The sequence below is a fragment of the Ruegeria sp. YTSC192 genome (genome assembly GCF_059609705.1).
Window position 1 is genome coordinate 1 of the sequence record NZ_JBXWMG010000017.1, and the last position, 26,359, is coordinate 26,359.

The following is a 26,359-nucleotide window of genomic DNA, read 5'->3' on the forward strand; positions in this document are numbered from 1 at the left end:
GTCGGGTTGATCGCAGTCACAAGGATCAGCTTGCCATCCTCACGGCCCTGAACCGAGTTGATGAAGTCCTGGCTGACCTTCGCCTTGTCGTGGCCATACGGCAGCAGATCCGCTGACTCGATGCCAATCTTTGCACCGATCTCCTGAATCGGCTTCTTATTCGCCTCACGCGCGATTTCGATGTCAGATTTATAGCTCATTGGGTTCTGGGCTCCGTGCAAAGTAGGTCGAACGAACTCAAACCCGCCGGTATTTGCGACCGGGGGTGGAATCGGATACTTTCTTTACGGTAAATAATTTTTCCCACTGGTCAATATCTGAATTGCAGAGACTTTGACGGAAAGGACATTTTGGGCGCGATGGCACAAAGGGCTCACGCGTAGCGTTTGCGCCCTGCGCTAAGCCCCAGCAACCAATCCTCGACGATGCGGCGTTCCGGAAATGTTTTATGTGTTGGGCTCTTCAGAAGATAATACCCCGACTGTGTTCGCACCGATATGTCCTGGATTGGTCTAACCAACGCACCGCTTTCAAGCAGCGGGTCAACAAGATGGGCCCAACCCAATGCGACGCCCAAACCATCTACTGCCGCTTGTATAGACAGCGGATAGGTGTTGAAGGCCACTGCGCGTTCCATCGATGCGGTGGGAATTCCATTGCCACTAAGCCAAGTATGCCATGTCATCCATTCCGCATGGCTGCTCGTCACTTCAATCAGATCCAACTCCGGCAGCGCAGATAGAGTTGCCGCCTCTGGATTACTTAATAGGTACTCTGGGCTACAGATCGGGAACACCGTTTCTCCGAACAAAAGCTGAGCGTCATATCCGGGCCAATCCCCATCCCCACGCAAGATTGTCAGATCCATCGAGTCAGCCAGACACTCAGCATCGCTGTCGGAAGACACCAGTGAAATACGGATGCGGCCATTGGATTTGTTGAACTTGCGCAACTGCGGCATCAACCACAGAGACGCAACAGAATTGGTCGCAGAGATCGAGACCGTGTTGGCCTGATGCTTGGCCAGCATATCGCGACTGACATCCCGCATCAGGTCCAGCGATTTTTCCACCGTGGCCAACAATATGGCACCTTGCTGCGTCAGTGAAACCGATCGATGGCCTCTGACAAACAAGGGTACGTCATAGTGTTGTTCCAACAGACGTACTTTGCGACTGATAGCGGTTTCAGATATATTCAGCACCTTGCTGGCCTGCGCAAAACTCTGCGCCTTCGCCGCGGCCTCAAAAGCCAGAAAGTAGTCGAGTGGCGGCAGAATCTTACCGGTAACTGGAGCTTTCTTAGGCATACGCGAGCTAATTCCCACTTTGGACGTCTTCACAACCAAAAACATCTACCCGCATCAGTTTGCTTCCGATCAGGCAACTGATTGTTAAAGTAGCGAAAAGTTGAATTAGCCTCAAGAAATTATAGCCAAAGCCCCGCAAATCTCTGTTCTGTGTTCGGCGCATTTCTAGGCAGAATGCACAAATTCGGGGCCGGAAGAGCCCCAAGATCAAAATGAACGTCACTCAGGGAGCAAACATGAAACTTACAAACCTACTTTCTGCTGCAACCTTGGCAGCGATAGCGGGCACCGGAGCCAATGCAGAAGACAGCAGCGATCCGATCGTCATCCCAATTCATAACTGGTCCAGCCAGATCGTGATGTCGAATGTTGTCGGCCTGATCTTCGAAGAGATGGGCAACAATGTCGAATACGTCACCACCGACAGCCAAGCGGTCTACGAGTCGGTACGACTTGGCGATGTGGCACTGGAAATGGAAGTCTGGGAAGGCGCGTTTGGTGCATCCTACCGTGCAGCACTTGAAAAGGGAGGTCTGCATGATGCGGGTGATCATGACGCGGTCACGCGCGAAGATTGGTGGTATCCAATGTGGACCAAGGAGGCCTGCCCGGGCCTGCCTGATTGGCAAGCCCTGAACGATTGTGCTCACCTGTTCGCGACAGCCGAAACAGGTGACAAGGGCCGGTATCTGGATGGTCCAGTTGACTGGTTGAAGCATGGCAAAGAAAGAGCCGAAGCCCTTGATCTGAACTTCACCGTAATCAACGCTGGCTCTGCCGCAGCCCTGTGGGCCGAGATTGGCGCAGCTGAGGCCGATAAAAAGCCGGTACTCGTATTTAACTGGACGCCAAACTTTGCCGAAGCCGTCTGGCCCGGTGAGTTTGTTGAGTTCCCGAAGTGGGAAGACGGATGCGACAAAGATCCGTCCAAGGGTCCGAATCCGGATGCCCTGTACGATTGTGGTAACCCGGCTTCCGGCTACCTGAAAAAGGCGGCTTGGGATGGCATGAAAGAAAAATGGCCAGCCGCATATTGCGCCCTGACCGAGATCTCTTTCACCAACCCTCAGATTGCTGAGATGGCGAAGCTGGTCGACACGGATGAGCTGGAGCCTGAAGAGGCAGCCGAAGAATGGCTAGACGCCAACCGTAGTGTCGTTGATCCCTGGATCAGCGCCTGCAGCTCGTAACTCGTCCAAATTCGACAATACTGGTGCGGCCTTGACCAATCCGCGATGCGAGGCCGCACTCAACAAGGAAGAAAAACAGCCATGTCAGCCACAGCGCCTGTGATATCAGCCAAAAATGTCTGGAAATTGTTCGGACCCTCGCCCGTGAGCTACCTGAACTCCCTGCCAGCAGGCCGTAGCTTTGATGAGATTCGTGCAGATGGGTACATTGCTGGGGTCAAGGACGTCTCAATCGAGGTTGGCCGTGGCGAAATGCTGGTCATCATGGGGCTTTCAGGATCAGGGAAGTCTACTTTGGTGCGGTGCTTTTCGCGCCTGCACGACATTACTGGCGGCACCATCGAAGTCGACGGGCAGGATATCATGAGCCTTAGCGAACGCGACTTGATCGAGCTACGGCGCAACAAGATGGGTATGGTGTTTCAATCCTTCGGCCTGCTGCCACATCGTACAGTTTTGGACAACGTTGCATTTCCGTTAGAGATGCGTGGTCAGGATCGTCATGACAGGCGCGAACGCGCGCTGGAGGTTGTAAAGCTGGTTGGGCTTGAGGGTCGTGAAGAATATTTCCCGCGTGAACTCAGCGGCGGGCAACAGCAGCGTGTTGGTATCGCCCGATCCCTGGCGATTGAACCGGATATCTGGTTTCTTGACGAGCCGTTCTCGGCTTTGGACCCGTTGATCCGGCGCGAAATGCAGGACGAGTTTCTGCGTCTGCAAGAAATGCTGGGAAAGACCATTGTCTTTATCACACATGATTTTGACGAAGCGCTGCGCCTGGCGGACCGGATTGCGATCATGCGAAACGGTGCGGTGGAACAGTGTGATACGCCGGATCAGATCGTCATGAACCCTGCCACGAAATACGTGGCGAAATTCACCGAGGACATCGACAAAGCCCGCGTGGTGCACGCGAAGGGACTCGCAAAGCCGGTCAATGGACACGCCTTGGAAGGCGCGCCAATCAATGGCGGTTCGACTATCCACGAATTGGCGCGGGTTCTGGTCAATGACAACCGCATCCTGTTGCCGGTCGCCGACGACAAAGGCGTTGTCACCGGCGTTCTGGAACGCGATGCCGCGTTGAACGTTCTGCTCGGGGCCGAGTGATGGCGACGCTGTCCACTGAACTGCCGGAAACTTCGGACAGACCGTGGGGACGTACCCGCGTGCTTACTGTTCTGCTGATTGCGGCATTTGCGCTAATTCTTGCCAAGGCTTTTGGTGTTCTGCCTGAATGGCTGAACCGCATCCCAGAGGCAGCAATACCGCCGACGGCAGAGGTTTTGGACTCCATTTTTAGCTTCATTCAAACCGACCTTGGCTTGATTTACGTTACCCGTTTTATCGCTGAAGGCCCGCTTGAGTTTTTGCTGGACACATCCGCAAACCTTTTGGAGGGCAAGCGTCGCTGGCCCTATCTGGGGCCAATCCCATGGTCAGCCGTCGCCGCTGTTGCAGCTGTCGTCGGATATGCTGTTGGCGGTTGGAGGTTGGCCGCTTTGGGGGCCGGAACCTTCATCTGGACCGCAGCGATCGGACAGTGGAAGATGGCCATGCAGACAATGTCCGTCATTGTGGTTGCTGCACCCCTGGCCTTTCTGCTGGGTTTGACCCTGGGTATCGCTGCTTGGAAATACGGCAGGTTCGAGCGGATGCTGAAACCTATCTTGTCCGTTCTGCAAACACTGCCGTTTTTTACATATCTATTGCCCGCCGTGATTTTCTTCAAAGTCGGGCCAACAGCCGGGGCTGTCGCGACGATTACCTTTGCCATCCCGCCGATGATTCTGATGACCACTCTGGGCCTGAAGAAAGTCAGCCCCGAAGTGATAGAAGCAGGCAAGATGTCCGGATGCACCCGCTGGCAGATGCTGCGACATGTCTATGTTCCCGCCGCGCGCACCGAGATTCTGGTTGGCGTCAACCAGGTGATCATGTTGTGCCTGGCCATGGTGGTGCTGACCGCTTTCATCGGCATGCCCGGCCTTGGTGCCAAACTGTTGGCGATGATGGGCAGTTTCAAACTCGGGCGTTCTTTTGAGATTGGTGTGACCATCGTTCTTCTGGCGGTCATGCTCGATCGGATGTCAAAGGCTTGGGTCGTCAAACAGCCCGTTCATTTCGAACGTGGTACGCCGTGGTGGAAACGGCACCAGATCTCACTGATCGCGCTGGGTCTGTTTGTTGGGTTCACTCTGCTGTCGCAGGTCTTCCCGATCCTGGCCGAAGTCGGCCGCAAGCAACATCTGAGCCAGGGCAAGGAAATCGACGTGGTGATCAAGTCGGTCCTGGCCATCGATGCTATCAAAGGGACAACCGAATGGTTGCGCTGGTTCCTGAACGTCAAGGTTCTGATCCCGTTCCGGAACACGCTGCTTGCCATTCCGACACCCGCTTTCATACTGCTGGTGGTTTCCTTTGCCTATTGGGTCGGTGGCCGCAGACCGGGCATCTATGCCGCAGTCTTCTTTACGATCGTGGCTTTCTCGGGTTGGTGGGATCGCTCCGTTATCACGCTCTACACCGTGATTTCGGCGGTTGCGCTGGCGACATTGATCGGTATCCCCCTGGGAGTTGTCGCGGCCCGATCCACCCGCTGGTCCAATAGCATTCTGCTGGCCTGCGACACCGCGCAGACCTTCCCAAGCTTCATCTACCTGATTCCTGCGATCATGTTGTTCGGCGTCAATGATGTGGCTGTTGTGTTCTCGATCCTGATCTTCGCCGCTGTACCGTTGATCCGGTACACGATTATCGGCCTCAGCAGCGTACCGCCGGAAATGACCGAAGCGGCCGACATGTCCGGCTCGACCCGCCGACAAAAGCTGATGTCGGTGCAGTTCCCACTGGCGCTGCCAACAATGGCGGTCGGGTTTAACCAGGCAATCATGTTCTCGTTCTTCATGGTCATCATCGCGGCGTTCATCGGCACGCAGGATCTGGGACAGGAATTGCAGCGGACACTGGCGGGCACCGAGTTGGGCAAGAACTTTGTCCTTGGGATGAACGTGTCGCTGATGGCGCTGACCTTTGACATGGCCATCAGCAGCTGGGCGGAACAGCGTAAAAAGCGACTAGGGCTAGACTGAGATGGCACAGCTACAAGACAGACGCAGTGTTGCCCGTTTCGACGATACAGGATTCATCCGGATGCGGATGAAGGGTCTGCCGGACGAGCAGGTTTGGTGGAAGAACGTCAGCTTTGATGAGGAAACCGGGCAAGGCAGCTATCTTATGAAGATGGCGCCGGGCACACGCTCGAACCCCCACATCCATCACGGACCAGAGGAGTTCTTTGTCCTTGAAGGCGATCTGACCGATCATGATGGGTTTTGCTATCGCAGCGGGGATTTCGTCAGCCTTGCCGCAGGATCCAGCCATTGCTCGCACACTGAGGCGGGTTGTCTTTTGGTGGTCACGCACCGCGGTGCGACGGAATCCATTCAGGAAGGTGCATTATGAATGTGAAGCCGGTTTTCGAAGTTCCATTCGAACGGAGCGGGGTACTGGCCCCTGGCCTTCCGATCCTGCCCCACGGGACAGAGCGTCACCCGGTTCCAGGAATGGGGTCGCGCGCTGTTCCGATATCCAAAGGCGATACCATCACGCTGTTGGACCGCGATGGAATGCAACCGGCCGAAATGGTCTTTTTTGCTCCTGACCGGAGTTCCGACGCAGCCATGCTGGGCGCGCAGGGGCATGGGCGACCCGAAGGGTTGATTGCAACGCTGGCAAATGGCTCCGCTTCAGGGAAAAAGGTACTGCGAGCTCTGGAAACCGCTGGTTTCGAAGTCGGAAAAGGTGACGCAATTCGTGCTTTCACAGATGGGTCTCGCCCCGGCGACATGGCGCATTACGTGGCGGAAAACGATGGCCTTTTGATCGTCGCCGCACCCGGCAAGGCGATGCGCCCCGAGGACCACAATCCGCCCACGGATATCATCTTGTATATTCAGCGCTCTGCACCTGGATTGGAAAAGCCCGATGTAGGCCCGCCTGATCCGCTGGCTGATCCTTTGAAGGACATCAACATTCAGCCCGGCAATGCCAAGTCCTATGAGGTCAAAGCCGGAGAATTCATACAGATCGTGGATATTCGCGGACGCGAGTGTTCTGATTTCCAGGCCTTCAGCCGCCGTGCGCTGGATCAAGGGGTCGAGCGCGAAATTGACCCAACAACAACCCGAAGTCTGATGGGCAGCTTGTATCCTAAACCGGGGATCTTCTCGAAATACTGGTCGGTCGATCAAGAGCCTTTGGTCGAAATCGTACAGGACACCTGCGGTCGGCATGACACGTTCGGCCTTGCCTGTACCGCGCGGTACTACGAAGACCTTGGCTATCCCGGTCACGTGAATTGTTCGGACAATATCAACAAGGATCTGGATCAGTATGGCATCAAGCCCCGCGGAGGCTGGCCGGCAATCAATTTCTTTTTCAATACAATGCTGGACGAGACCAACGCCATTGGAATGGACGATCCGTGGTCAAGACCGGGCGACTTCGTCCTGCTGCGTGCTCTGACTGATTTGGTCTGCGTCAGCACTGGATGTCCCTGCGATATCGATCCGGCGAATGGCTGGAACCCAACCGACATTCAGGTGCGAACTTACAAAGCGACCGAAGATTTCAAACGGTCCTATGGCTACAGAAAATCTGCGGAGGCGGATGTGGAAGAAACCAAAAAAACCGCGTTTCACGACTGCTTTGCGCGGCATACCCGTGATTTCGTCGAATACAATGGCTATTGGTTACCCAACACGATGACCAATCACGGCACCATTGCCGAGTACTGGGCCTGTCGAGACAAGGTTGCCGTCATGGACTTGAGTCCATTGCGGAAATACGAGGTTGTCGGACCCGACGCAGAAGAGTTGATGCAGCTTTGTGTGACCCGCAACATGAAAAAGCTGAGTGTTGGTCAGGTCGTCTATACGGCCATGTGCTATGAGCACGGCGGTATGATCGACGATGGTACAGTTTATCGTCTGGGTGAAACAAACTTCCGCTGGATTGGCGGGAATGACACCAGCGGATTGTGGCTGCAGGAGCAGGCACTCAAACGCCATATGAATGTCTGGGTGCGCAATTCGACAGACCAGTTACACAACATCGCGGTGCAAGGGCGGCACAGCCGCGACATTCTTTCCAAGATATTCTGGACGCCACCTCAACAACCGACGATCGAAGAACTGCCATGGTTCCGGCTTACCGTCGCACGTGTGGGCGATGTGCAGGGGACGTCAGTGGTTATTTCCCGGACCGGTTATTCGGGTGAACTTGGATACGAAATCTTCTGCCACCCGAAAGATGCGGTAGAAATCTTTGACCGCGTTTGGGAAGCCGGTGAGGAATATGGCATCGCACCACTCGGGCTTGCGGCACTCGACATGTTGCGGATCGAAGGTGGATTGATCTTTGCCGGGTCGGAATTCGACGATCAGACGGACCCGTTTGAAGCAGGCATCGGCTTTACTGTGCCGTTGAAAACAAAAGCCGACGATTTCATCGGACGGGCCGCGATCGAAGAACGCAAGGCACACCCGCACCGCAAATTGGTTGGTTTCGAGGTCGAAGGCGGCACGGTCCCCTCGCCGGGCGATTGCGTGCGCATTGGAAAGGCGCAGGTTGGCGAGATTACCAGCGCAATGAAATCACCAGTTCTTGGCAAAGTAATCGCATTGGGCCGGGTTTCTGTTACCCATGCTACCATTGGGTCGGACATTGAAATCGGGCAGTTGGACGGGCAGCAAAAACGGTTGAAAGCCAAGATCGTTCCATTCCCGCATTTTGATCCGACAAAGGAACGTGTGAAAGGGATATACGCAGAAGTGACGGTTTCGGACGCTGCAGAGTAGCAGCTAGGAAAGGTGACGATATTCGAGTTCATCATGACCGATCGTTGCCAAGCCTCAAGAAAGCGCTCGTCATTCGACTGTGGGATTCTGTCTAAAACGGGCATTTTCAGATTGTCGCTCTTTCAAATCACCATGGTCGCTTTACTGGCGTTGTGTTCAATACCTGGTTTAGCGGACGAATGTGATCGGATTACTATGCTGGAAAGCTACGAAACCACTGCTGTCGCTCCCGAAGGCGCAATCTGCGAAACCTTTATGGGCTTAGCTGGCACCAAGGGCATTTCATGCTTTTGGTCATTTTCGTATCGAAGCGATAACGCAGAGCTATTTTTTCGCGACGCTTGGCTTGAAGTCGTAAGTTGTCGCGAAGGTAGCAGCCCATCAGTTTCCGACCCTGTGAACCACCCCGACAGCTACAATTTGCGGGAACTGATCACAGAGCTGGGCACATACCGCGTGTCGAAGAAGGACAAGAGTCAGCAAAACCAAACTTTAGTTGTAATGGGTTTTGTAAACTACAAATAAGAAGTCCCTCTGCACGAAACGCAGTTGCGATGCCAAAAATGACCGCGGGGATGTGTCGCAAATGATTCTTTTGCCAATTTTGGATGGCGAACCCTCGACGGAATCGAAGTGGCGCACATGATCCGCAAAGGTCAAATCACGCCCGGACTCTGTCCATTTCTACAGTTCGCAGAACTGGCGGCCTAACCCATCGGCCCAAAGACGGGTTTCCGGACACCGCAAACTTTGCAACGGAACCCTGGAATGCTGCCACACAGGCCGCTTGAAGTCCGAAAACCAGGATCTCTATGTGGGTCGTGGGTTAACGTGACAACACCAAATTTCTAGTGCGCAGCCTAATCTGGCCGCTTATCATTAGTTGAAAAAATCAGTAGATTCCCATCCAATGCCGCAAATACGTTAGCGAGCCAATTCGAATTGATGCCAGAGCCACTATCAATCCTGGATATCTGCCCTACGTCGGTACTCACTGGGGCTGATGCCAGTCTGCGACCGAAAAAACCGAGTGAAATGAGCGCTATCAGAGTAGCCGAGCGAATTGCCAATCTCCGAAATTTTTCTTTCGCTCGTCGACAACGCGTCTTTGGCCTGTTCGATCTTCAAACGCTTTAATTCCTTGGAAAGCGACGTACCATTTTGTTTCAAAGCTTTCAAAAGGGGCTCAGCCTCAAGTCCCAGCAAAGCGGCGACTGCATTGGGGCTAAGGTCATCTTGCTGCAGATTACTTCGGAGTACTGATCTGAGGGCGGTCACGACACTGACAGCGGGTAAGGCTTCGGACGTTCGACCCTCGGAAACACGAGTATTGAGGTCCAGGTCGTTGAAAAGCCAATCAACGGGATAGGAAATCTGAATCCCCGGATCGCGCGAATAGGCAATTTCAACGTCCTGATAGTTTTCTGGTATGCCGCCAAGGTACTTGGATTTAAACGAAACTTTACTCGGGTCCCAGAATTGTCCAGTTACTGCTCGGATTACTCTTATGTACTGAGCGCAGCCAAATCCCGTCACTTGCGTTGGAGCGACGCCCGGGTCGCTTGTACGTGTTACTTGGTAAGTGGCTCGACCGGCTTCTACCAAAAGACTGTGCCGAACCGAGCTTGCTTCGGTGGGAACCATCTGGATGTACCGTGTTAGGAATTCGAATAGAGACTGTGAGTTTGCGGCCGCGTTCGCGAATGGCGGCCAATCGGAAAATGCGAACCCTTCGCCTACATGTAGACCCAGCAGCCGATCATTTGCCAAATCAGCGAATGCATTTGTAAGGCTGTAAAACACGTCCGCGTGAACGAAGAGGTTTTCGTCCTCAATCGCAGCTGCGTTCAAACCGTGGGATTTGAAAGCAGAATCCGGTGAGATACCACGTTCGCGCAGGAAACTCGAAAACACGGTGGCGTTCGTAAGTCGGATAAAACCGAGCGAAGGATTCGAGGTGCGATCTACAGTCAAGTGTAGCCAGTTCTGTTATGTTGTAACCATAGGAGGCTTCAATTTGCCTCTTTTGGTCAAAAAAAGTCAAATATGAAATCCAAAGTGGCAGTGCTTTTTTATTGAGACGCGCTAAAGTTTTTCAGGTGAAATGGGAGGTCGATCAAAATGTATGGACTAAACAAACAAAAACTCATTGCCAGTACGATGGCCTTCGTTCTTGCGGGTGCCCTGCCTTTATTAGCTCAGGATCAGGAAGAACCTCAAACGCTGTTTACCAACGTGCATGTCTTCGACGGTGTGAATGAACAGCGTATCGAAAATGCCAGCGTTCTGGTCGAGGGCAACCTGATCAAGGCCGTCTCAACCGATGCGATCGATGCTCCCAATGCGACGGTCATTGACGGAGAGGGGCGCACACTGTCCCCCGGGTTTATCGAATTGCACGCGCACCTCATGTTGATGGGGCCGACATTGCCCGCGATGGAGGCCAACACAACGTGGGAGGATTTTGCAATACACGGTGCGCGGATGGCCGAGATGTATTTGATGCAGGGCTTCACCACAGTCAGGGACGCAGGTGGTGCCAATGGCGGGCTGCGCCGCGCAATTGACTCAGGCCAAATTGAAGGACCGCGTTACTTTCCGTCCGGTGCATTTATCGGAACGCGCGGCGGTCACGCTGACTTCGCGAATTTCACAGCTCCACCGGGTTCAGAGACCAACATGAGCCGTCTGAATTTGGCGCAGGAGGTCAGCGGTGTCGACGACGTCTACAAGTTTGCACGCAATAATTTCCGCATGGGAGCGACGCAGTTGAAGTTCATGCAATCTGGTGGCGTCGTTTCAGCCTTCGATCCGTGGCAGTTGCTGGCTGGATCGCCCGAGGAAATCAAAGCCGCGGTACAGGTGGCAAATGAGTATGGCAGCTATGTCATGGCGCACTCTTATCGCAAAGAAGCTATCCTGAGTGCGCTTGATGCAGGTGTCATGTCCATCGAACATGGCTTCTCGTTTGATTGTGAAATTGCCCAAGTCATGAACGAAAAAGGGGCGTATATCACCACCAATCTGACGGCCTTCGATCCCGGCTTGCTTGATATTCCGGCGGTGGCCAGCGTGCCCGCAAGCCTTGCCAAAGCCAAATCTGCCTCGGCCACATTTGCAGGCTATATCGACAATATGAAAGAATGCCCGGTCAAGCGAGGGTTCCAGACCGACTGTGTTGGCTCGGTCGAGGCTTGCAATATCCAGATTGCCTACGAGAAACACCTGAACAATGAATTTTTCGGGCCCTATACGTCCATGGTCACGCTGACATCGACAGGTGGCGAGGTGGTTGCTTTGTCCGGTGACTTTATGAACCCGTATACCGCCGGAAAACTGGGCGTCATCGAGGAAGGAGCTTATGCGGATATCCTGCTGATCGACGGCAACCCACTTGAAGAGTTCTCGGTTGTTGGCACGGGTGATCAGTGGTTTGGTGCCGACCCGAGACCTGAAAGCCCAGATACGATCCGACTGATCATGAAGGACGGCGTAATTTACAAGAACACACTGGATTGACCTGACTAAACAGCCGGAGGGTAATTATGCGACATTGCTTCCGCTCCTTGGTATTCGCAGGGTTGGTTTGGTGTGCTCATCCTGCCATGGCAACGCCAGGAACCGCGTTGGACTGGTCTGAGCTGCCTGACCCGTCCGCGCAGGTCTTTGAAGACCCCTATCGCGAACTTAGCGCCGAACAATTCGACGATGTCCTTTACGTCGTACGGCTGCGCGGCAGGCTACAGCAGGATAGTGGCAGCGAAGAAGAGAGACAAAAATGGCAAGCGCTTCTGAACGAGACTGAGGATGCCTTGGCGGCTGATGGGATTGATGTCGACTGGCTACTCGACCAGCGAGAGGTCGTGACGGAACGTCGAAGAAAGGCTGGAACAAACGGAAATCCGCAATTCGATGGTCAATCAGTCACCCTGGCGGGCTTTGCCATTCCTGCTCCGAATGATCCAGACGGTCGGCCTGTCGCGTATCTAGTGCCGGAACGCGGGATGTGCAGTCACATGCCTCCACCTCCGCCCAACCAGATGATCCGTGTGCGGTTGAACGGGGACTGGGCGCCCAGCTATTTCCATGAACCCGTTCGGCTGACGGGTATGCTGACTATCGATCCTACTGTTCAGAATATGATGGTTGTGGATGGCCTCATGCCTATGAATGCGACTTTCCAGTTGGAAACGGAACGTGTCGAAACGCTGGAAACCGAGGCAGACAGGCTGGAATGGAAGCAGCGCGCGGCTGATCGCATCCGCGCGGCAGGCAACCGCAAGACCGGCGGGACAAAGGCGTCTGAATGATAAGACTTCTGGCTGCCACATTGAGTATCGCTGTTGCTGGCGCTGCCTCGGCGCAAGGACTGTCGGGGCCCTCTTCGGTCGAAGCTGATCTTCGGCCCGGAGATGGGCTCACCGACCCACAATATCGTTCCGATTTTCCACGCAACATCGCACCCGGTTGGTTTCAGTGGAAAGATCGGCTGGCTGAGGGTGGGTTTCGGTTCAATATTGATTACCTGGCGCTCGGCCAAACCACGAATGCTGATCTGGGAACCGGCGAAGCGGCCAGCGGAATTGCGCGCTTCTACGGTAGTTGGCAGGCAACTGAACGTGGTTCTCTGACATTCAAGATTGAAGACCGGCACAGCTATACGGATGTTGCCCCTCAGTTTCTTGGGCTGGATGGCGGAGCCCTTTCGATCACGGGAACAGCCTTCAACGATAACGGTTTGCTGCTGACCAACCTGTTCTGGACCCAAAGGGCCGAAAACGGTTCGTGGACGCTGCAAGTTGGCCAGATTGATGTAACGGACTTTGTGGACATTTATGGGTTGGTAAGCCCATACAGTGGTTTCCAAAACCTGTCTTTCAATACCAACCCGACACTAAACGCACCCAACCCGGGCCTTGGCATTGCGGGTGGAATCAAGCTGAGCGAGAACTTATACGCTGTTGCGAGCGTTGCAGACGCAAATGCCGATCCGTCTGATCCAAACTTTGATGTGTTCAGCGACGGCAATCTCTTCAAATCACTCGAACTTGGGTACACGTCCGGCTTTGATCGCATCTATTTCGACAATGTCCATCTGACCCTCTGGCACGCGGATGCAGCCGAAGATGGTAGCCGAGCAGAAGACTACGGCGCTGCGTTTTCTGCGGCATGGTTTATCGACAACAAATGGATGCCGTTCTTTCGGGCAGGGGCGTCAAAAGGGACCGCGGCGCTTTATGACCGGTCGGTTTCTGCCGGTCTGGGTTACTTTGGCCGCAATACCGATCTGGCCGGTCTGGGCCTAAACTGGGCCGAGGCACGAGGCATAGACGGCGACCAGTTTACGCTGGAAGCCTTCTATCGGTTTTCAATCTCACCCGGCCTGCAGATTACGCCGTCCCTACAGTACATTTCGAACCCGCTGCTGAACCCCGATCAGGATAGCATCGCGCTGTTCGGAATTCGAACGCGGATAGTGTTTTGAACACCGTGGGGTCATTATGAGCGTTGACAATAACGCGGACAATGTCTGCTTCCACATCTAAGCAATCGTTAGTGACCTATCCAGCCAAGAGACTGACGCAAGAGGAACCAACAACTAAAGCGTAGCCGCATTTCTCAAATGTAGCAAAAACGCCAAACTACCATCTCGAGATTGTAAGGAACTCAATGAAAGGATTTCATTTCACAAATTCATCCTGTCCGATCGTTCAGTCGTATCTCTGAGAAAGAAAAGTCAAAGCTGGAATAGGAAACTGTTTTGGGAAAATACCTTAAGGAGAGCAGCAGTTGACAGCACTTGAATACGTTGCGCTCGGCGTTCTGGTTTTCATCGCCGCCATTTTGGTCGGTGTTTTTGTGTTTCTTGGCGGTTGGCCGGGGCGGGTCGCAACCAAACGTCGGCATCCTTACACATCCGCGGTCTCTATCGGTGGTTGGATCACTCTAGTTGCCGGAGGTGTCCTTTACCCAATCGTTCTAATTTGGGCCTTCGCTGGTTCGACTGACGCAGAAGTCGAACAGGCCGAGATGGGAGACGCCAGATGATCCTCATCCCTATTGCCATTTGGCTTGGACTGCTTTGGGCTCTCGTAAAATTCGGTGTGCTGAAACGCTGGTATCTTTGGATGAAAATTTCGCCGCTGGTAATTTGGCTCACGGCATTGCTGGTGATTTTTGTTCCTTTGAACTGGACCAACCCCAAAGGCGATGCGCTCATCACTATTGGCTCAATTTCCGTCAAGCCCGCAGTCGAAGGCTATGTGGTCGAAGTCCCAGTGGCTTCATGGACACCAATTTCGCAGGGTGATGTTCTGTTCGAAATTGACAAAACCCGCTACGAAGCCGCCTTGGATCAAGCGCAAGCGCAACTGATCTTGGCCAAACTGCAACTGGCCCGAAACGAGGAACTACTCTCTCGTGATGCCGTTGCTGAGGCGGAGGTAGAAGCGTTTCGAACACAAGTTTCAGTTGCAGAGGCCTCCGTAAAGTCTGCGACTTTCGACCTTGAAAATACAACTGTCAAAGCACCGTTCGACGGCATTGTCCCCGCGGTGACCCTACTGCCGGGCAATTGGGTTAACAAAGGCACGCCGGTAATGGCTTTCCTCGATACAGGAAATCCAATCGTGAACATCATTCTCAAACAAAACCAACTTCGGAACGTTAAGGTTGGACAGCCAGCAGAGGCAACGTTCAAGTCGCTGCCAGGCAGAACCTTTGGTGGAACTGTGGTTGGGATATACCCGTCGTCCCCTGATGCCGAGTATCAGATAGATGGAGCCACACCAGAAGTGCCAGAAGTACTGGATACCACTTACGTGGTTACTCTAAATCTCGAATTTGACGGTGTAGATTTGCCAGCAGGCAGCTCGGGACAGGCTGCAATTTATACTGACAAAGGGCAAGACTTCAGCGTCATTCAAAAGATCACGCTGCGCATGACAGCTTGGATGAATTACTTCTAATGAAGGTCCGGGTGATATCTGGCTGGCTTGAATTCTAGCGGCTTGTTCGGGTGCGCCACGGAGAAGTCGGCTTTGGCTCGCTGCCGACTTTCTCTGCGGCTCGTATGGACTGGTGGAACGAGCCCTTACCAGACCTTCATCGAACGAACCAACCCGCTGATGCAGAATTGTGCGAACCGCCTTAACAGGACACTCACCATACAATCTGCCAATGGTTAGCCAAGAGAAGAACCAGCCGCGTGTCACATCAAACAAGGCAAAGCAGATAAAGATAACTCTACACAGGGTGACGCTGAAAGAGGTAGCAGCGGCATGGAAGGCTTGCACTCTCCTAAGTGCCTGTGATTGCTCAATTTTTGAAAACCACAGGCACGCTCTTAGGCCTGGCAGAATTCGTGTCGCAATGCTGGCGCAAACGGTCAAGTTTCTGCAGGTACAACCCTTTTTCCCATCAGGTTTTGATACGATATTTCCTCCAGATCGCAGATGAATAAACCCGGTGCAGCAATCGAGTGAATGGCGCTGGCGATCGGTTCGAAATCGGCACGGAAATGTACCGTGCTTTTGACGCAAACCACACGATAATTACGCGGGTTCAACCCCAGATGCGTAAACAGCGCCAGGTCCAGACATTGATTGCGAATGCTGGTCACGACAAGGTCAATCTGAGCCTTATGGCCAACCAGTCTGAGCGCGGCGGTGGGGCCAAGTGTTGCAACGCCACCGCCATACATTTCGCCGGTAAAGCGACACTTGCCGTCGCTCAGCGCGATGACTTCGAATTCGGCCTCTATCGGTATCTGTCCGGGTGACCGGCCGCCCAGGGCCACAGACAGACGCGCGCCCTTGCCTGCGGCATGGGCCTGGGTTGCGGTGTTGGCGTCATGGAACAGTCCCATCAACACCGATTGCGCCCCGCCCTCAATCAACGCCGCCAGCAAACCGGTTGTGTCCGACGCACCTCCTGCCCCCGGATTGTCCTGCACATCGGCCAATATCACCGGTTTTCCTTGGGCTTTATGCGCGACCGAAACGGCCTCGGAAAGCGACAGCAGCTTACGATCCACACTATGTTCCCGGACACAGAACAGATCATGGATTTGCGCCACAACGGCGTCTGCCTCCGTCCCGGTCGCGCCATAGGCCAGACAGGACGCGCCTGTATCCGGGTAATCGGCGGCAGTGAACCCAAGGGCGATATCTGCAAGAGCGCCACGTGCCTCGTATCCCGGCAACGTGCCATAGATTTCATCAAAGGGCGCAGCACCTGTGTATTGCGCATGTAACGGGATCAGATAGGGCACGCGGCGAAACGCCTTAGCCAGACGTTCGCCTTCCAGCAGGCGCTGCAAAACAGGCAAGCACCGCGCGCCGCCCTCGGCCATGTCCAGATGCGGATAGGTGCGAAAGATCGACATGTAATCTGCCAACTCGACCATCCGATCAGAGATATTGGCGTGCAGGTCTAGACTGGCCACAACAGGCACATCCGGCCCGACCGCGTTGCGGACCCGCGCCAGAATCTCGCCTTCGCCGTCGGGCAGGGTTTCGGTGACCATGGCCCCGTGCAAATCAAGATAGACGCCATCTACCGGGCCAGCCTGTGCCAGCCTGTCCAGCAGCAATCCGCAGATCGTCTCAAATGCGTGATCAGTGACATGGCCCGAAGGCTCGGCCGCGCACCAAAGCAGTGGAACGACCTCTAACCCCGCTGCCTGCGCGGCCTCGGCAAACCCGGCAATAGGCAGGTTCATTCCCCGGGTCTGGTCGATCACCTGCCCATGATGCAGCATTTCAGGCCAGGAATCGGCCATTTCAAACTCGGTCAACCCCGCTTTGGTGGGGCTGAAACAGTTGGTTTCATGCTGAAACCCAGCAATCGCAATTCTTTGGTTGGTCATTTTAGTCCCGCTGATCCTGCGCCCAAACGCTGCGTCCGCGACGAATGGTTTCGACAACCTTCACGTCCTCCAGCCGTGCCGGATCCTCCAGCGGGTTGCGGTTCAGAACAACAAGATCAGCAAGCTTTCCGGGTTCAAGCGATCCGCGCTCCTTTTCCTTGAACACCTGCCATGCCGCGTCAATCGTCTGGGCGCGCAGGGCCGACATGACGCTGATCCGCTGATCAGGTCCCAGTTGCCGCCCTTCTGACGTCAGCCGGTTTACCGCGCAATGGGCCAGATGAATCGGTCGCGTAGGGGTTACTGAGGCATCGTTGTGCAGCGTATAGCGCAGACCATATTTCTCGGCTGAGGCTGCAGGTGACAGGCGGGCGGCGCGTTCGGGCCCGAGGAAGGTGTCATAGTGACGCTCACCCCAGAAATGGATATGCGCCGAAAAGAAGCTAACGGTGATGCCAAGGTCTGCCATGCGCCCCAGCTGATCTTCGCGCAGGGTCTGGCCATGGATGATCGTATGACGATGATCGGCGCAGGGATTGTCGGCCAGCGCCGCTGCCACCGCATTGATGAACATATCCGCTCCTGCATCCCCATTGCAGTGACAATGGATCTGGTATCCCAGATCATGCAGCTTTTTGACCTGCCGCGCGTGTTCCTCGACCGCGACATAGGGCATGCCGCTGGGATGATCCGGGTCAATGGGCCGATGATACGGCGCGCTTAGATAGGCGGTTTGCAACTGAAACGCCCCATCGGTGAACAGCTTGCGGGGCCCCAGCGTGAAATGCGGGTTGCCGGGCCAATCAAGCGCATCTGGTCCGGTGCTCAACTCCGGCTCCAGCTCGCCCACGGGCAGCAGCATGATGTCATAACCCGGATCCTGATCCGCAGGGAGTGATGCAAAATGTTCCAACAGTTTCCGGTTGGTCCATGCGTTTTGGGCAAATGTCACGCCATATTCCAGATACTCATCCCGGCAGGCGTTGAAACTGTTCCAGAACCCATCACGATCAATCAGGAAATCCGTATCACCCATATCGCCCATGGCGGTGATGCCTTCGATCAGACCGGTCAGTGCGCCGGTTTCAGGATCACGCCCGAACCGCCCACCCACAGGATCAGGCGTGTCGCGATTAACCCCATGGCGCGCCAGCGCAACGGAATTGGCTACGCCATTGTGGCCCGAGGCATGCAGCACCCAAAGCGGGTGCTTGTCCGACACTGCATCCAGTTCCTGCCGCGTCGGCATGCGGCGCTCAGTAATGGCCGTGTTGTCCAACCCCACGCCCATGACCCATTCGCCCTCTGGCGTGCATGCGGCCCGCTCTGCCATCTGTTGCAGAACCCAATGGATATCTGGCTTACCGCCGGCGGCGCTGGTGCTTAGATCTACACGGAACAGTTTGATGAACCCCGGATCTGGGAAATGTCCGTGCGGATCAAGAAAGGCCGGCATCAATGTACGGTCCTGCAGGTCAACAACCTTCGTATCCGCAGGCATCAGGGCCCGCAGATCAGCCTCTTGCCCGACGGCCAGGATGGTTTCGTCTCGGGTCAGCACGGCTTCAGGCCGACTATCGGCGGCATCCATGCTCAGGATATGGCCATTTGTATAAAGTGTATGCGGCATCTTACCCACTTTGGTTCATGTTCCGGCACAGCCGTATGTGTGCCGACATCACAGCGGGGACAGGCAGCGCAACCCGTGGCCGTCCGCGACCTGCCATTCTGGCACTTGTGTACAGATGTCCTTGGCAAAGGGGCAGCGTTCGCGGAATTCGCACCCTGCGGGCCGGTTCAGCAGACTGGGCGGTTCGCCTTTGAGCGCAATGCGCTCTAGCCTTGCATCCGGATCGGGTTCCGGGTTCGCACTGAGCAAGCAGCGCGTATAGGGATGGCGTGAGCTATGGAAGATTTCCTCGGTCGTGCCTTCCTCGACCAGACGGCCCAGATACATGATGCCCATCCGGTCGGCCACGTGGCGCACAACGTTCAGGTTGTGGGTGATGATCACCATCGCCAGCCCCAGACGTTCGCGCAGGTCATTGAGCAGGTTCAGCAATTCGCCCTGCACCGACACATCCAGCCCCGCTGTGGGTTCATCCGCCAGGATCAGCCGTGGTTCCAGCGCCAGCGCCCGGGCCACGCCCACACGCCGGGCCTGACCACCCGAAATCTGGTAAGGGTAGCGATCAGCAAACTGTTCCGGCAGGTTCACCATCTGCAACAGGCGCTTGGCCTCAGCCGCCATGTCACGGTCTTTCATGCCCTGAATGCGGTAAGGTTCGGTGATCAGACTACCGATCGTCAAACGCGGGCTCAGGCTGCCGATCGGATCCTGAAACATCATGGAGATGTCCTTGCGCAGTGGTCTGAGCGCGCGTTCGGGCAGGCCCCGGATTTCCTGACCATCGTATTTGACCGATCCCGCCTGCGCGGGCGCCAGCCCGGCAATGGCCCGGATCACCGTGGTCTTGCCCGAACCGCTTTCCCCGACCAGCGCATAGGTTTCGCCCGCTTCCACCTTGAAGCTGACACCGGCCAGCACATTGGCCGGGCCGTAGCTTGTTTGCAGGTCTTTGACGTCCAGCAGGCTCATGCGGTGGCCTCCTCATGGTTCAACCAACAGGCCGCGCGATGGCCTTCTTTCAGCGTTTCAAGCGGGGGTACATCGCTGGCGCAGCGCGCCATGGCCTTGTCGCAGCGGTCCCGGAATATGCAGCCGCCGGGCAATGCTGCCAGATCAGGCACTTCGCCGGGGATCGTGGGCAGCACACGGGCGCGTTCCTTGATATGGCCCGGATCGCATTCGATCAGACGGCGGGTATAGGGATGCTTGGGATTGTGAAAAATCTCGCGCACATCGCCGCTTTCGACCACAGCGCCCGCATACATCACCACCACGCGATCACAGAGTTCCGCAATCACACCCAGATGGTGCGAGATGAACATGATCGCGCAGTTCATCTGGCTTTGCAGATCCTTCAGGCGTTCGATGATCTGTACCTCAAGCGTGGCGTCCAGCGCGGTTGTGGGTTCATCCGCGATCAGCAAATCAGGTTCGCTCATCAACGCCATGGCGATGGCGATCCGCTGACGCATCCCGCCCGAAAACTCATGCGGGAACTGCTTCAGTCGCGCCTCGGGGTCAGGTATGCCCACTGCGCCCAGCATCTTGACCGCGTGGGCGCGTTTTTCCGCGACAGACGCCTTGGAGCGGTGCTGGATATCCACCATCTGCTGGCCGATTGAAATTACCGGGTTATGCGTCTGCATCGGATCTTGAAACACGATTGAGATATCCGCACCGCGCAGATCGCGCATATGCTTGTTGGGCGCCGTCAGCAGGTTGGTGCCCTTGAACCGCACCTCGCCATTGCGAAACCGCATATTGGGCGCGGTCAGCCGCAGGATTGAAGAAATCAGCGTGGATTTTCCACAGCCCGATTCCCCCACGATACCGACGATCTCACCCGGGCGGATATCAAAGGAGATGTCGCGCAGCGCCTTCAGATCCCCCCGCGCGGTTTCGTAGTCAACGCTGAGGTTGTCGATTTCAAGCAAAGTCTCGGTCATCGGTTCTTCCTCAGTTTCGGGTCAACCACATCACGCAGGCTTTCGCCCAGGAAGGTAAAACCAAGTGTCGCCAGAATGATCGGCAGGCCGCCACCGACAACCAACCACGGCGTCTGGCGGATCAGCGCATAGCCATCCTTGAGTAGCGCACCCCAGCTGGGTGTGGGCGGTTTTACCCCCAGCCCAAGAAAGGACAGCCCGGCCTCAAGCGCGATCACGGTGGGGATATCCATCGCAGCAAGCACCGCCAGAACGCCGATGATGTTTGGCAACATATGCACGCCCAGAATACGCGCCATGCTGGCCCCCATGGACCGTTCCGCCAGAATGAATTCTGAATTGCGCAGGGTCAGGGTTTGGGTGCGCGCCACCCGACCATAGGTGGGGATCGAGGTCGCCATGACCACCAGGACCACCGTTTGCAGGCTAGGCCCAACCAGCGCCACCACCGCCAGTGCAAACATGACTGTCGGGAACGAGCGGATGGTGTCAAACAGCAGCATCAGAAAGTTATCAAGCCATTTGGGCCCGTACCCCGCCAGCATACCCAGCGTCAGGCCGATGGCCATCGCGCCAAAAACGGCGGGCAGCGCCACTTTCAGCGCAACCTGCCCCCCCATGATTACACGGCTGAACGTATCCCGGCCCAGCTGATCGGTACCCAGCAGGTGCGCCGCCGAGGGGCCTTGCATCCGGTCCTTGATGTTCATCTCTATGGGGTCATAGGGCACGATCCAATTGGCCAGCAGCGCGCTGACGACGATCAGACCCACGATAATCAGCCCGGCCAGACCCAATGGGTCCTTGGCCACGCCGCGAATGATAGTTCCCAATTCAGATTGCGATTTCGCCATGTTCCTGCCTCCTTAAACCGAGTCACGCGCTCGGGGGTCGAGCCAGGCGTTGATCAGGTCGGCCAGCGCAGTCGACACAACGAACAGTCCGGTCGAAACCAGTACAGAGCCCATGACAATCGGGTAATTTCGGGTGGTGATACTGTCGATCACCAGTTTGCCCAGACCCGGCCGTGCAAAGACGATCTCGGCGAAGACTGCGGCACTGAGCAGGAAGCCAATGCCGACACCGATCACGGTCACAACCGGCAGGATCGCGATGCGAAGGGCATAAACCATGACGATGCGCCTTTCGCTCAAGCCAAAGGCGCGGGCGGTGCGGATATGGTTTTCGCCCATCACCTCAAGCATCGAGGCGCGTACAAGCCGGGCGATATAGCCCACCCAGCTCAGCCCGATAGCAAAGGCGGGCAGCACCAGATGGTACAGCCTGCCCCAGAACCCTTCGCCCACACCGATGGCGGGGAACCATTTCAGTTGCACCGCAAAGACCAGCAGCGACAAAAGCGCCACCACAAAGGCTGGTGCAGCCACGAAACTGACCGAAAGTGCCGCTGCAAACCGGTCAATTGCCGTATTCGGATGGGCCGCAGCATAAGCCCCCAGCCCGATGCCCAGAATGGCCGACCACAAGATGGCGGCAAAGATCAGTTGCAGCGTATATGGCAGTTGCTGGAACACAATTTCGGTAACAGGGCGTTCTGAAAAGACGTCGATCCCCAGATCGCCTTGCAGCATGTTGCCGTAAAAGATCACCAATTGCCGCCAGATTGGCTGATCCAGCGCCAGCTTGGCCGTCAGCGCCGCCTGCAATTCGGGTGTGGCACGCGGCCCCAGCATGATCTGCACCGGATCGCCGGGCACGGCACGGATCATCAGGAACATTGTTGTCACAGCGACAAACAGGATCAGTGCCGCCAACGCAAAACGTTTTATGGCGTATTTCAACATGTCGGCGGGCCCCCTTGTCCGAGCTGGCTGCAAGTCGTTCTTGATTGTCCGGCGATCCGTGCCGCCGGACAGGAGTGTGGTTCAGATGGCGATCACGCCTTGCCGAAGTACCGCAGCAAAGGCAGCCCGTCAGGCCGCAACGCCGGGGCCACACGAGACGAGTGCACAACCGGTGTCGCCTCATGCGTGATAAAGCGATAGGCACCGCTTTGTTCCATCAGGTCCTGTGCCTTCTGGTACAGAACGGCGCGCTCTGCCGGGTCCGAGATTTGCGAGGCCTGCGAATGCAGCTTGTCGAACTCTTCGTTGCGGAAGCGCTCCCAGTTCCAGACGCCGGCCTGCTCGGTTGTGAACCAGGCAGTAGCGTAGGACGGATCTGCCGCCATCGAATAGCGGTTCAGAACCATCTGCAGGTTCTCATTGTCACCGCTGGCCCAGAACGCGCCCGATTCAAGCACGTTGATTTCCAGCGTGATCCCGATTTGCGCCAGTTGCGCCTGAATAACCTGCGCCATGGTGGTGTAGGTCGTCTTGTTCAGGATATCGAGCGTCAGAGACACGTTGCTTTCGCCGGATTCCGCCAACAGGGCCATGGCTTTTTCAATGTTGGCCTCTGCCGGAACCAGACCTGCTTCGCGGTTGCCGGGCAGACCCGGTGCGATGATGCCAGTCGATGGATCGGCCGCCCCGAAATAGGATGCCTCAAGCAGGGTCGGCACGTCGATTGCGTGCTGAATGGCCTGACGCAGTTTCTGGTTCTGCAGTTTGGGGTGGTCCAGGTTCATGCCCAGCCAGACATAGAACAGCGAAGGGTATTCCAGCAGCGTGCCGCCATTGGGCACACCATCACGATAGCGCGCAACCGAGCCCAGCGACACACGGCTGAAATCCAGCTCGCCTGCCTCAAACGCGATCTCGGCGGTGTTTTCATCGTCGATCGGGTAAACTTCGATCGTATCCCATGCCGGTGCGTCGCCCTTCCAGTCGGGGTTCCGTTTGAGAACGGTCTTTTCCTTGGCATTCCAGCTGTCGCGCAGATAGGGTCCGGATTCTGCAACGGGGTTGCTGCCGATACGTCCACCTGCGGCCTCAACCGCCTTTTTCGAAACGATGTTTCCCACCGAATAGGTCAGCGCGATCGAGAAGAGTGGCGCGTATGGTTCGTTCAGCACGATTGTGCCTTCGCGCTCACCGGTCACTTCCACATGGCTGAGCGGGCCCATATCGGGCTTGAGCGGCGATTCCAGGGCCGGGTCGATCACACGTTCGAACGAGAATTTCACATCCTCGGCCGTCATCGCGCCAAAACCGTTGGTAAAGCCAACGTCATCGCGCAGGGCGAATTTCACGTGGGTTTCGTCGACCTGTTCGACCATTGCCGCTGCATCGAGCTGATAATCCCATTCGCGACCCGGCTTGTACTGAACCAATTTGCTGTAGATCGAGCTGTGGATTTCTTCTTCGACAACGCCAACACTGTGGGCGGGGTCCATGTTGGGGGCGTCGCCATAGGTGCGCACGCGCAGCGGGCCGTCATCTGCGGCAAAGGCGCGTGTGGCCATACCCGCAGGCAGGGCCGATGCAGCGCCCAGAGCCGTTGCCCCTTTCAGAAAGTTCCGGCGCCCCATCGGTGCCTTGATCCATTCAAGTTTCATCTCTGTCTCCCTTTGCTTGGATATTCATAGAAGCCCGCGAGGAACGGTTTCCCGCCACTCCTTCGTCAGGACTTCGGATTGCTCTTCGCCTTCAGTGGCGCTGAGTTTGCGCCGAAGATAGAAGTTATCCTCATCGCAGGTCATTTCGTTTTCAGTATCAATCGATACCTGCCAGCCGTCGCGTTCAAAGGTGAAATTCCACTGTGTGCGGAATGTGGCCGAGGTCGGATCGTCCGGGTGGATGCCATAATGCATCTTTACGTGGCTGCCCGAGATCAGCCCGTGATAAGGATCGCGCGTCTTGCCATAATCGTCAAAAGTATCAAGCGTGACCGTGCCATCAGCCTGCACCAGCATCTCTGACGTATCATCGGTTGCACGCAACTCTTCCGCCTGCAAAACCGGATAGGCCATCGCCGGGCCCGGATTGCAGGGCACGGGCTCCTCCGTCACATTGCGCACCGGCAGATGCAGCGCGCTGCCCGCACCATGCAATGTGATGGTCACCGGTTTGGGGGTTGGCCAAACAATCGGCCAATAGGATGTCGAGAGCGCCAGCCGCAGCACATGACCCGCGCGCAGGTGGTGGGCACAGGCGTTCATCTCGAACTCGGCCTCGTACACTTGTCCGGGCACCAGGGCCTCGGGTGTTTCGTGGCTGCGATAATGGGTCAGGTTCAGCGGGCGATAGCTGATCCGCTGCGACACAGCTTCGGGCGACACATCACACAGCCGCGCTACGATCTGGGCAACTGGCTGATCCACGCTGAAGGCAATCTTCAACCGGGGGCGCCCCATCAGTTCCAGCGGCGCGTCAATGGCCAGTTCAAAACAGGCGGATAGCGCATCATCCCCTGCCTGATCCCCGGGCAGTTCATTATCTACCCGCATTCCTGCGCAGAAATACCCACTTGCCTGCCCGATATGCGCAGGGCTGGAGATGGCGACCTGCACGTCACTGACGGTTTTGCCAAGCGACCCGTCACCAAGGTACAGGGTTTCTTCCCGAATATTGGGCGACGGCCATTGTTCCTCTGCGATCCAGCGACCCTGCCGTGGGCCGTTCTGAGGCGTGGGATTGAAATGTTCCTGCATGAAGGCGCGATAATCGGGCAGATCTTCTGCGCCGTTTTCCTCGCCTTTGAGCCAGCGATCAAACCAGCCGATGACTTCCGAGTGGAAATCCGACGGATCCAGCTTGGAGATATGCGGATAGCGGTGTTCCCACGGGCCGACCAATGCCTTGGCAGGGCTTTGCAGGTTTTCGACCAGCGCTTGCGGCGTGTTCACATAGGCATCCGCCCAGCCGGTAATGGCCAGCACTGGCACTTTTATCCGTGACCAGTCCTCGCAGACCGATCCATGTTTCCACTGCTGATCCCGCGTCGGATGTTTCAGCCAGTCCAACGCCATGAAGGGCAGGGTTTCCATGCGCTGTACCCAATCTTCGCGCCAATCGGCGCGCAGCTCGGGGTCGGCTGGGCGCGACAGATAGGCAAACATCTGGCTGGCCCAGTTCACATTGTCGCTCAGCAAACAGCCACCCATAAAGTGGATGTCATCTGCATAGCGATCCGTGGTCGAGGCCACCGATACCACCGCTTTGAGCGATTCAGGTTGGCGATAGGCCAGTTGCAGCCCGTTGAACCCACCCCAGGATATACCGATCATGCCGATCTTGCCGTCGCACCAGTCCTGCGCTGCGATCCAGGCCAGAACATTCTCGCCGTCGCTCAGCTCCTGTTCGGAATATTCGTCGTCAAAGATGCCCTCACTGTCACCGGTGCCTGCAATGTCGACCCGCACGCAGACATATCCTGCATCGGCAAAAACACGGTGCGTGGTTTCATCACGTGGGGCTGTGCCATCGCGTTTTCGATACGGCAGATATTCCAGAATGGCCGGAAACGGCCCCTGCCCCGCAGGCATCCAGATCCGCGCCGCCAAACGCCGCTGATCGGGCAGGGTGATCCATTCATTTTCTATGACTGTTTGCTGATTCGACATGCTTCCTCCCGAAGAACGCCAGTATTCTCCGAGATTTGAGAAACGCGAAGTAAGCGAAAGTAAGCGACTTTATACATAAGTTTGCTA

Annotated in this window: 22 protein-coding genes and 1 pseudogene; 12 read left to right on the forward strand and 11 right to left on the reverse strand. The window is 56.0% G+C overall.

Annotated elements, in window-relative coordinates; genetic code table 11:
• Positions 1-200: formate--tetrahydrofolate ligase (locus tag AC2FD8_RS18960; RefSeq protein ID WP_496857132.1), on the reverse strand; the 200-nt coding region annotated here is incomplete at its 3' end.
• 173 nt (positions 201-373) lie between these two features.
• A complete protein-coding gene (locus AC2FD8_RS18965; RefSeq protein WP_496858795.1) occupies positions 374-1,309 on the reverse strand; it encodes a LysR substrate-binding domain-containing protein in 936 nt (311 codons plus the stop codon).
• A 236-nt stretch (positions 1,310-1,545) separates the two neighbouring features.
• Here AC2FD8_RS18965 and AC2FD8_RS18970 point away from each other — a divergent pair, with 236 nt between their 5' ends.
• From AC2FD8_RS18970 to AC2FD8_RS19000, 7 genes and pseudogenes are all read left to right on the forward strand, one after another.
• Complete coding sequence (locus tag AC2FD8_RS18970; RefSeq protein WP_496858794.1) at positions 1,546-2,499, forward strand: ABC transporter substrate-binding protein; 954 nt, start codon at positions 1,546-1,548, stop codon at positions 2,497-2,499.
• 81 nt (positions 2,500-2,580) lie between these two features.
• Positions 2,581-3,609, forward strand: a complete 1,029-nt coding sequence (locus tag AC2FD8_RS18975; protein ID WP_496821223.1) for a quaternary amine ABC transporter ATP-binding protein — start codon at positions 2,581-2,583, stop codon at positions 3,607-3,609.
• Complete coding sequence (locus AC2FD8_RS18980; protein WP_496858792.1) at positions 3,609-5,591, forward strand: ABC transporter permease; 1,983 nt, start codon at positions 3,609-3,611, stop codon at positions 5,589-5,591. Before AC2FD8_RS18975 ends, AC2FD8_RS18980 begins: the two co-directional genes overlap by 1 nt.
• Before the next feature lies 1 nt (position 5,592).
• Positions 5,593-5,964, forward strand: coding sequence for a cupin domain-containing protein (locus AC2FD8_RS18985; protein ID WP_496858790.1), 372 nt, complete (start codon positions 5,593-5,595; stop codon positions 5,962-5,964).
• On the forward strand, positions 5,961-8,360 hold the full coding sequence (locus AC2FD8_RS18990; RefSeq protein ID WP_496858788.1) for a trimethylamine N-oxide demethylase: 2,400 nt from the start codon (positions 5,961-5,963) through the stop codon (positions 8,358-8,360). The genes AC2FD8_RS18985 and AC2FD8_RS18990 overlap by 4 nt, the downstream gene beginning before the upstream one ends.
• Positions 8,361-8,393: 33 nt before the next feature.
• Positions 8,394-8,885 (forward strand): hypothetical protein, encoded by a 492-nt coding sequence (locus AC2FD8_RS18995; protein ID WP_496858786.1) that lies wholly within the window; start codon positions 8,394-8,396, stop codon positions 8,883-8,885.
• A gap of 90 nt (positions 8,886-8,975) precedes the next feature.
• Positions 8,976-9,071, forward strand: a pseudogene (locus AC2FD8_RS19000) (IS6 family transposase); the annotation flags it as partial.
• Positions 9,072-9,320: 249 nt separating this feature from the next.
• Here AC2FD8_RS19000 and AC2FD8_RS19005 read toward each other — a convergent pair.
• Positions 9,321-10,334: an AraC family transcriptional regulator gene (locus AC2FD8_RS19005; protein WP_496858784.1), complete on the reverse strand. Its 1,014-nt coding sequence runs from the start codon at positions 10,332-10,334 to the stop codon at positions 9,321-9,323.
• 186 nt (positions 10,335-10,520) lie between these two features.
• Here AC2FD8_RS19005 and AC2FD8_RS19010 point away from each other — a divergent pair, with 186 nt between their 5' ends.
• The 5 genes from AC2FD8_RS19010 to AC2FD8_RS19030 all read left to right on the forward strand — a co-directional run bounded on the left by AC2FD8_RS19010 (position 10,521) and on the right by AC2FD8_RS19030 (position 15,328).
• On the forward strand, positions 10,521-11,879 hold the full coding sequence (locus AC2FD8_RS19010; RefSeq protein ID WP_496858782.1) for an amidohydrolase family protein: 1,359 nt from the start codon (positions 10,521-10,523) through the stop codon (positions 11,877-11,879).
• An 86-nt stretch (positions 11,880-11,965) separates the two neighbouring features.
• Positions 11,966-12,670: a DUF3299 domain-containing protein gene (locus AC2FD8_RS19015; protein WP_496858781.1), complete on the forward strand. Its 705-nt coding sequence runs from the start codon at positions 11,966-11,968 to the stop codon at positions 12,668-12,670.
• Positions 12,667-13,845 carry a carbohydrate porin gene (locus tag AC2FD8_RS19020; RefSeq protein WP_496858779.1) on the forward strand — a complete coding sequence of 393 codons (1,179 nt, stop codon included), beginning with the start codon at positions 12,667-12,669 and terminating at the stop codon, positions 13,843-13,845. Before AC2FD8_RS19015 ends, AC2FD8_RS19020 begins: the two co-directional genes overlap by 4 nt.
• Before the next feature lie 305 nt (positions 13,846-14,150).
• Positions 14,151-14,408: a DUF3302 domain-containing protein gene (locus AC2FD8_RS19025; RefSeq protein WP_496858777.1), complete on the forward strand. Its 258-nt coding sequence runs from the start codon at positions 14,151-14,153 to the stop codon at positions 14,406-14,408.
• Positions 14,405-15,328, forward strand: a complete 924-nt coding sequence (locus tag AC2FD8_RS19030; protein ID WP_496858775.1) for an HlyD family secretion protein — start codon at positions 14,405-14,407, stop codon at positions 15,326-15,328. Before AC2FD8_RS19025 ends, AC2FD8_RS19030 begins: the two co-directional genes overlap by 4 nt.
• Before the next feature lie 419 nt (positions 15,329-15,747).
• On the opposite strand, the gene AC2FD8_RS19035 is transcribed toward AC2FD8_RS19030, so the two are convergent.
• The 8 genes from AC2FD8_RS19035 to AC2FD8_RS19070 form a co-directional block, all read right to left on the reverse strand.
• A complete protein-coding gene (locus AC2FD8_RS19035; protein ID WP_496858773.1) occupies positions 15,748-17,229 on the reverse strand; it encodes a M81 family metallopeptidase in 1,482 nt (493 codons plus the stop codon).
• Between the two features lies 1 nt (position 17,230).
• A complete protein-coding gene (locus AC2FD8_RS19040; RefSeq protein ID WP_496858771.1) occupies positions 17,231-18,859 on the reverse strand; it encodes an amidohydrolase in 1,629 nt (542 codons plus the stop codon).
• A gap of 48 nt (positions 18,860-18,907) precedes the next feature.
• A complete protein-coding gene (locus tag AC2FD8_RS19045; protein ID WP_496858769.1) occupies positions 18,908-19,828 on the reverse strand; it encodes an oligopeptide/dipeptide ABC transporter ATP-binding protein in 921 nt (306 codons plus the stop codon).
• Positions 19,825-20,805: an ABC transporter ATP-binding protein gene (locus AC2FD8_RS19050; protein WP_496858767.1), complete on the reverse strand. Its 981-nt coding sequence runs from the start codon at positions 20,803-20,805 to the stop codon at positions 19,825-19,827. Before AC2FD8_RS19050 ends, AC2FD8_RS19045 begins: the two co-directional genes overlap by 4 nt.
• Complete coding sequence (locus tag AC2FD8_RS19055) at positions 20,802-21,659, reverse strand: ABC transporter permease (protein WP_496858766.1); 858 nt, start codon at positions 21,657-21,659, stop codon at positions 20,802-20,804. The genes AC2FD8_RS19050 and AC2FD8_RS19055 overlap by 4 nt, the downstream gene beginning before the upstream one ends.
• A gap of 12 nt (positions 21,660-21,671) precedes the next feature.
• Positions 21,672-22,610, reverse strand: a complete 939-nt coding sequence (locus AC2FD8_RS19060; RefSeq protein WP_496858764.1) for an ABC transporter permease — start codon at positions 22,608-22,610, stop codon at positions 21,672-21,674.
• Positions 22,611-22,702: 92 nt separating this feature from the next.
• Positions 22,703-24,265: an ABC transporter substrate-binding protein gene (locus AC2FD8_RS19065; protein WP_496858762.1), complete on the reverse strand. Its 1,563-nt coding sequence runs from the start codon at positions 24,263-24,265 to the stop codon at positions 22,703-22,705.
• Between the two features lie 24 nt (positions 24,266-24,289).
• A complete protein-coding gene (locus AC2FD8_RS19070; protein ID WP_496858760.1) occupies positions 24,290-26,272 on the reverse strand; it encodes a CocE/NonD family hydrolase in 1,983 nt (660 codons plus the stop codon).
• Between the last annotated feature and the right edge of the window lie 87 nt (positions 26,273-26,359).